General features: G+C 56.1%; 5 protein-coding genes, 2 rRNA genes and 1 pseudogene (1 of these 8 cut by a window edge). 5 read left to right on the top strand and 3 right to left on the bottom strand.

What is annotated here, in order from left to right; translation table 11 throughout:
- Positions 1-109: 109 nt before the first annotated feature.
- The 3 genes from MUN79_RS04810 to MUN79_RS29850 all read left to right on the top strand — a co-directional run bounded on the left by MUN79_RS04810 (position 110) and on the right by MUN79_RS29850 (position 1,874).
- Entirely contained in the window at positions 110-1,309 is a 1,200-nt protein-coding gene (locus tag MUN79_RS04810) for an MFS transporter (protein ID WP_244676647.1), read from the top strand.
- Positions 1,310-1,349: 40 nt separating this feature from the next.
- Complete coding sequence (locus tag MUN79_RS04815) at positions 1,350-1,685, top strand: ASCH/PUA domain-containing protein (RefSeq protein ID WP_244676648.1); 336 nt, start codon at positions 1,350-1,352, stop codon at positions 1,683-1,685.
- Between the two features lie 63 nt (positions 1,686-1,748).
- Positions 1,749-1,874, top strand: a complete 126-nt coding sequence (locus MUN79_RS29850) for a hypothetical protein (protein WP_262922988.1) — start codon at positions 1,749-1,751, stop codon at positions 1,872-1,874.
- Positions 1,875-1,909: 35 nt separating this feature from the next.
- Here MUN79_RS29850 and MUN79_RS04820 read toward each other — a convergent pair whose 3' ends face one another.
- Positions 1,910-2,956: a LacI family DNA-binding transcriptional regulator gene (locus tag MUN79_RS04820; RefSeq protein ID WP_244676649.1), complete on the bottom strand. Its 1,047-nt coding sequence runs from the start codon at positions 2,954-2,956 to the stop codon at positions 1,910-1,912.
- A 362-nt stretch (positions 2,957-3,318) separates the two neighbouring features.
- Here MUN79_RS04820 and MUN79_RS04825 point away from each other — a divergent pair, with 362 nt between their 5' ends.
- A complete protein-coding gene (locus MUN79_RS04825; RefSeq protein WP_244676650.1) occupies positions 3,319-3,825 on the top strand; it encodes a COG3415 family protein in 507 nt (168 codons plus the stop codon).
- A 198-nt stretch (positions 3,826-4,023) separates the two neighbouring features.
- Positions 4,024-5,609 (top strand): annotated as a pseudogene (gene treF, locus MUN79_RS04830) (alpha,alpha-trehalase TreF).
- Positions 5,610-5,779: 170 nt separating this feature from the next.
- On the opposite strand, the gene rrf reads toward treF, so the two are convergent.
- Positions 5,780-5,891 (bottom strand): 5S ribosomal RNA (gene rrf / locus MUN79_RS04835).
- An 88-nt stretch (positions 5,892-5,979) separates the two neighbouring features.
- Positions 5,980-6,784, bottom strand: a 23S ribosomal RNA gene (locus tag MUN79_RS04840); it runs 2,100 nt beyond the window's last position.

A 6,784-nucleotide genomic window follows, 5' to 3' on the forward strand; every position in this document is an offset into this window, starting at 1 on the left:
AATAGTATTACAAATGGCTAATCAACGGGTAGTGAGAGCCTTACCTGCAACCTACCTTTGTCATCGTAATCTGCGAAGGTATGCCACGTCTGCTGACTCCCGCCCAGAGGTGCCGGTTTCCCCAAACCGTGCCCGCTGGGCGGTAACACTGATTTTCTTTCTGCACGGATTGCTGTTTGCCAACTGGGCCGCCCGTTTGCCCGAGCTGGAGCTCCGCTATGCCATTGAGCACCGGGAGTTGGGTCAGGTATTGTTCTGCAACGCCATGGGAGCCTGGGCGGCCATGCCCCTGGCTAGTTGGCTGCTACCCAAGCTCGGCAGCAGCCGGATGACTACGGTTGGCGCCCTCTTGTTTTGTGCCTTCATCCCCGGCCTGGCCTTACTGGACAGCGTCGGCCAACTAATGACGCTGTTTCTGGCCTTGGGTGCCGCTACCGGCCTGCTGGATGTGGCCATGAACTCCCAGGCTATTCAGGTGGAGCAGCAGCACTCACGGCCCATTATGTCGTCGTTTCATGCAGCCTTCAGCTTGGGTGGCATGTTGGGTGCCGGAGCCGGGGCCCTAGGAGCCCACCAGGGTTGGAGTTACGCTACGCACTTGCTCAGCTTCTCGGCCGCGGGCATGCTGTTGGCCATAGGGGCTGCCACCCAGCTCTTGCCCGCCCCTGAATCGGTACGGGCTTCTACCGAAGCGGCCTTGGTTAAGCCGACGGGCTTTCGGTGGCCCAGCCGGTTGGTAGTCGGCCTGGGCATTGTGGCCTTTTGCTGCATGTTGGGTGAGGGTGCCATGGCCGACTGGAGCACCATTTACCTCGTGCAGGACACCCACGCCAGCTCGGCCCTGGCCCCGCTGGGCTACGCCGCCTTTTCCCTGGCTATGGCTACGGGCCGCATTTTCGGCGATGCTGCAGCTTTGCGCTTTGGGTCCCAGCGCCTGGTAGTGGTTGGGGGCCTGCTGGCGCTGGCGGGGTTGCTGAGCATGCTCGTCGTACCCCTTACGGCCGTGGGAATTGGCGGGCTCTTTCTCATCGGGCTGGGCTTGTCCACGGTCATTCCCACGGTGTTTAGCGCCACCGGTCAGCAGCAGGAAATGTCGGCGGCTGCCGCCCTGGGCATGGTTTCCACTATCGGCTACGGCGGCTTTCTGCTGGGGCCGCCGGTTATCGGTTGGCTTGCCGATGCCCTGACTCTGCGCTGGGCGCTGGGCATCGTGGCGGGCCTGTTTGTGGTGCTGGTCGGAGTTGGGCTTACGCTTCGGCTGGCGGCCCGGTCCCAACCAGCTAACCTGGAACCTGTCCTGGCCCGCTAATGCAACCCGACGGGTAGTATTCCTTTAACGTCTTCTCCCTATGAAAACAGATAACTCATTTGCTGCCCGGCTGGCCCGGCCGGCCCCTCCGCCCACGCACGAGCTCAAAACCTGGCCCGCCTGCTTCGCGGCCGTCGAGTCGGGTACCAAGCCCTTCGACGTGCGCGAAAACGACCGGAACTACCAGGTCGGCGATGTACTGCTGCTGCGCGAGTACGAGCCTGAAACTGAACAGTACAGTGGCCGCACCTTACTGCGGGCGGTTAGCTACGTACTGCAAGGCGGCTCTTTTGGCCTGGAAGCTGGCTGGTGCGTGGTTGGCTTCGGAGCCCTGCCGCCTTTGCCGCCGGGCATCAACGATACGAAGCTCTGGTAGCGTCCCACAACTTTACCTTTTTCCCTGCCCCAGAGGCAGTTTCTCCCACTTAATCTTTTGCGTATGTATTTTCTGCCCGTATGGTACCTGACCACCGAAGACAGCCTGCGCGCGTTGCGCCACGCCAAGCTCTTCTGGCTTCGAACCTTTCCGTATTTTCTCAAAAGCAAAAAAGCCTGGTCGTATTAAACCAGGCTTTTTGCTTTTGAGCAGAATAGTATTTGCTACACTTTGGTTTCCTGCAGCAAGTCTGAGCGCAACGACGACTCGCGGATCAGCAGATTAGGCTGCAGCACCACCTGCCGGGGCGCTACTTTGGTAGGACCTTCGTTAATAAGATCCAGCAACATCTGTACGGCAGTGCGGCCCATTTCCTCGCAGCGCTGGTCTACCGAAGTAAGCATGGGCTCGGTCAGCGAGTCAAACAGTTCGTTGCTAAAGCCTGCCAGAGCTACGTCCTGCGGGATTCGCAGGCCCCGGCGCTTAATAATCTGCATAGCCCCTACCAGAGCCAGGTCATTGCAGGAAAACACCGCGTCGAGCTGTGGCGCCTGGTTGAGTAAGGACTCCATGCCCAGGCGCCCGTCCTGGATGCGCAGGTCGCTGAAATTCACCAGCATCGGGTCCACAGGGAGGCCGTTATGCTGCAAGGCATCAGCATAGCCCTGATAGCGGTTACGGCAAATATTCAGGTGCTGAGGTCCGCCGAGGTGGGCAATCTGCCGGCAACCTTGCTCAATAAGGTGGCAGACGGCTTCATAACCACCCTGATAGTCGTTCAATACCACTGCACTTACGTCCTTGCTCTCCACCACCCGGTCGAAGAGTACCATGGGAATATCCCGGCGGCGAATTTCCTCCAGATACCCAAAGTCGTGGGTCGAGAGCGACAGGGACAGCAGAATTCCGTCTACCTGGGCATTGAGGAGGGTTTCTACATTCTTCTGCTCCTGGGCGGCGTCTTCATTCGACTGGCAGATCATCACGTTGAAGCCGGCCTTGGTAGCCACCGTTTCAATACCCTTTACCACCAGGGCGAAAAACTGTCCATCAATGTGCGGCACTACTACGCCTAGGGTATTGCTACGGCCTTTGCGCAATGCAGCGGCCAATTGGTTGGGCTGGTAGTTTAGTTGCCGGGCCAGTTCCCACACCCGCTTCTTGGTCGCGTCGCTGATGCGGCTATGGTCACTTAGCGCCCGCGACACTGTCGAAACGGATAAATTAAGCTGAGCAGCTAAATCGGATATGGAAGCGCGATGAGTAGACACAAGAGCAGGGAAATAGGCGGCAAGTTCGCACAAATCAATTAACTGGCCTTCCTAAGATGTAGGATAACGCTTCAAGAACCACCGAAGCTAGGCACTAGTTCAGGCTCCGAAACCAAGTTCAGCGTTTACCCAAGCCAGCACCCAGTCAGCAAGCTTGTTGGGAGGGGCAGCAAGATGAATATATGTGCACAATTGCGCAAACGTTTGCACAATTGTTTTCAACTTCCTACATTCGAGCCGTTGAAAATAATTGTCGGCAGGCTCCGTGTCCAGGCTCTGAATTTCCTCCACTAAGTGAAATCAAAGCTAGGCCCTGTGCTTGCTCTTAGTCCATTGCCAGCCCCAATCGTCCGTATCAGTCCATGGGTCGTCATCGTCAATCCTTAAGCTTGTCCCGCAAGCAGCAAGCTTATCTCGCCGATTTTATCAACTCTGATATCCTCTCCAAGCAGCAGCGCAACCGTGCTCAGGTTCTGCAGCACTGGATGGCCGATTTGTCAGTTCAGGAATCCGGCGAGCTGCTGGGCCTGAGCATCGACCGGGTGTATAGCATGCGCCGGGCCTTTTCCCAGCAAGGCTTTAAGGACTATCTGCACGCGGTGCCGCGGTGCGGGGCTCCTAATAAGCTCACACCCAAGCTGGAAACCTTGCTGCGCCGCCTCACCCAGCAGGCCGAAGCCAAGGGCAAGCGTCTCACCCTGTCCCTGATTGCCAAGCGCGTCGTTGAGCTGGGTTACGCCGACCGGATTTGCACCGTAACTGTGCAGCGGGCCCTTAAACAGGTTAAAGGCACCAAGCTTACTGCTGCGGAGCAGCCTGCCTACGCTCTGGTGCAAAGCCCCCGTATCAACGAAGAGCAGGCGGCCTAGCCTTTTCCAGAGAATCTATTGTCAAGCCAGCGTCGAGCTTTGCCTCGGGCTGGCTTTTTGTTTTGTTCTGAAGGAGAAAGTAGGAAGAGGAGTCACGCCGTAACAGCGGTCAGGTACCTGAGTAGACCTGGTCTACTGACTATTGTCCAAAGAGGTGCTATCTGCGTAGAGGAGTGCTTAGCTTATGTATTCCACACTATGCGCAAACTGCTTCTTCCTGTAGCCTGGCTTTGTGTGTGCCTCCCGGCCGTAGTGAAGGCTCAGCCCAGTCCCCGGCAACTATTTCCGGGCTTGTTCGAGGCTGTGCAGCTGGGTAAGGTATTTCCCGACAACAAAACCTTTGTGGATGCCACGCCACTACGGCCACCCGCCACGATTCTCGCGGCCTGGCAAACTGAAAAGCAACGCCCTGGCTTTAATCTGGGCCAGTTTGTGCAAGCCAATTTCCAATTGCCCGTTGCCAATGCTGCTGACTACCGTAGCAATGTAGCGCTGGGCATACGTCACCACCTCGACACTCTCTGGACCGTTCTGCAGCGCCCCGCCACCACTACTGTTCCCGCCTATTCATCCTTATTGCCGTTGCCTAAGCCGTACTTGGTTCCTGGTGGCCGTTTCCGGGAAGTATACTACTGGGATTCCTACTTCACCATGCTGGGTCTGCGGGAAGCCAACCGGCTGGACTTGGTACGCAACATGACTGACAATTTTGCCCACCTCATCAACCAGTACGGCTTTGTGCCCAATGGGAACCGCACGTACTACCTGACCCGCTCCCAGCCCCGTTCTTCTCACTCATGGTGGCGCTACTGGCTCAGGAGCAGGGCGACACAGTTTTACTGCGGTATCAGCCCCAACTGCTACGTGAATACGCCTACTGGATGCAAGGTGCCGACTCTTTGGCGCGTGGCCAGGCGACGCGCCGGGTAGTTCGACTACCCGACGGCTCCGTACTGAACCGGTACTGGGACTCCAGTGCGGAACCTAGGGAAGAGTCCTATGCCGAAGATGTAGCGACGGCCCAAGCCAGTAATAGACCTGCAGCCGAAGTTTACCGGGATATGCGTGCCGCCGCTGCTTCTGGCTGGGATTTCAGCACTCGCTGGTTTGGCCCGGCAAACACGTTGGCCAGCATTCGTACCACCGCGTTGATTCCCGTAGATTTGAACTGCCTACTGCTTTTTATGGAGCAAACAATTGCTCATACCTACTCTGCACAGCACAACAAGAGTCAGAATAAGCTTTGGAAGCAGAAGGTAGCCCGGCGCCGTCAAGCTTTACTGCACTACTGCTGGAACTCGCAGAAGGAGTGGTTCACTGATTTCGATTGGCAAAAAAACCAACCAACCGCGGTGAAAACCCTGGCTGGCGTATTTCCACTGACCTTTGGCCTAGCTACTAAAAAGCAAGCTCAGCATATTGCCATTGGGCTGCAAAAGGACTTTTTACAAAAAGGAGGCTTACTGACTACGCTGGATAGGAGCGGTCAGCAATGGGATGCCCCAAATGCCTGGGCCCCCTTACAGTATATGGCTATTGATGGACTACACCGCTACCACAAGACTCAACTTGCCGATACTATCACCTACCGGTGGATAAGACTTAACACAAAGGTGTTTCAGCAATCGGGCAAGCTATTAGAAAAGTATAATGTAGTCGATACATCTCTCCTCGCTGGTGGAGGCGAATACCCCTTACAAGATGGTTTCGGTTGGACTAATGGAGTGCTGCTTAAGTTCCTTAATAGCCAAGGCAAACACGTTAATAGAATCAAAAGGCATTAGTATCGTATCGCCTGTAAGTAGCCCAGTTCTCCTGAGCTAGTACAGCCACAGAGCTGTACTAGCTCAAGGCAAATCAATGTATAAGGTTAGCCACCGAACCGCGGGCCAGGGGGCCTAAAACGCGACTGCCCCTCGCAGCACGAAGTCGCGAGGGGCAGGGCTTGGAAAAAGGTTGGCGGCGACCGACTCTCCCGCCGGTGAAGGCAGTACCATAGGCGCTACGGGGCTTAACTGCTCTGTTCGGAATGGGAAGAGGTGAACACCCGTGCTAAAGCCACCATTACTGGTGTCAGGATCACATGCTAGTGAAACTGTCAAATCGTTGACGCAGGAAACGGGTAAGAAGAAAAAGAAACAAAAGAGCTTGGTCTACTAGAAGCGCTCGAGTCATTAGTACTGCTCGGCTCGGCCATTTCGGACCTTCGACCTGCAGCCTATCAACGTGGTAGTCTACCACGACTCTTATTATGGGAGATCTCATCTTGAGGTGAGTTTCGCACTTAGATGCTTTCAGCGCTTATCTCATCCCAGCGTCGCTACCCGGCGCTGCAACTGGCGTCACAACCGGTGCACGAGCGGCTGGTCCAACTCGGTCCTCTCGTACTAAAGTCAGGTCCTCTCAAATCTCCAACGCCCACCACAGATAGGGACCGAACTGTCTCACGACGTTCTGAACCCAGCTCGCGTGCCACTTTAATCGGCGAACAGCCGAACCCTTGGGACCTTCTCCAGCCCCAGGACGTGACGAGCCGACATCGAGGTGCCAAACCTCCCCGTCGATATGAGCTCTTGGGGAGATCAGCCTGTTATCCCCGGCGTACCTTTTATCCTTTGAGCGATGGCCCTTCCATGCGGAACCACCGGATCACTATATCCGTCTTTCGACCCTGCTCGGCTTGTAGGCCTCACAGTCAAGCCCGCTTCTGCTATTGCGCTCTGCGTACGGTTACCAAGCGTACTGAGCGGACCTTTGAAAGCCTCCGATACTTTTTTGGAGGCGACCACCCCAGTCAAACTACCCACCAGACACTGTTTCCCGGTTAGAGATTAGGCGCCAAGCAACACAAGGGTGGTATTTCAACGTTGACTCCACGATGGCTAGCGCCACCGCTTCACAGTCTCCCACCTATCCTACACATGTGTTACCCAGCGTCAATGTCAAGCTATAGTAAAGG

The organism is Hymenobacter cellulosilyticus, from assembly GCF_022919215.1.
Classification (GTDB): Bacteria; Bacteroidota; Bacteroidia; order Cytophagales; family Hymenobacteraceae; genus Hymenobacter; species Hymenobacter cellulosilyticus.

What these genes read in the sequence shown, in the direction of transcription:
- MUN79_RS29850 (WP_262922988.1), top strand. Translation starts at nt 1,749, where the DNA reads ATGTATTTTCTGCCCGTATGGTACCTGACCACCGAAGACAGCCTGCGC.
- MUN79_RS04815 (WP_244676648.1), top strand. Translation starts at nt 1,350, where the DNA reads ATGAAAACAGATAACTCATTTGCTGCCCGGCTGGCCCGGCCGGCCCCT.
- MUN79_RS04825 (WP_244676650.1), top strand. Translation starts at nt 3,319, where the DNA reads ATGGGTCGTCATCGTCAATCCTTAAGCTTGTCCCGCAAGCAGCAAGCT.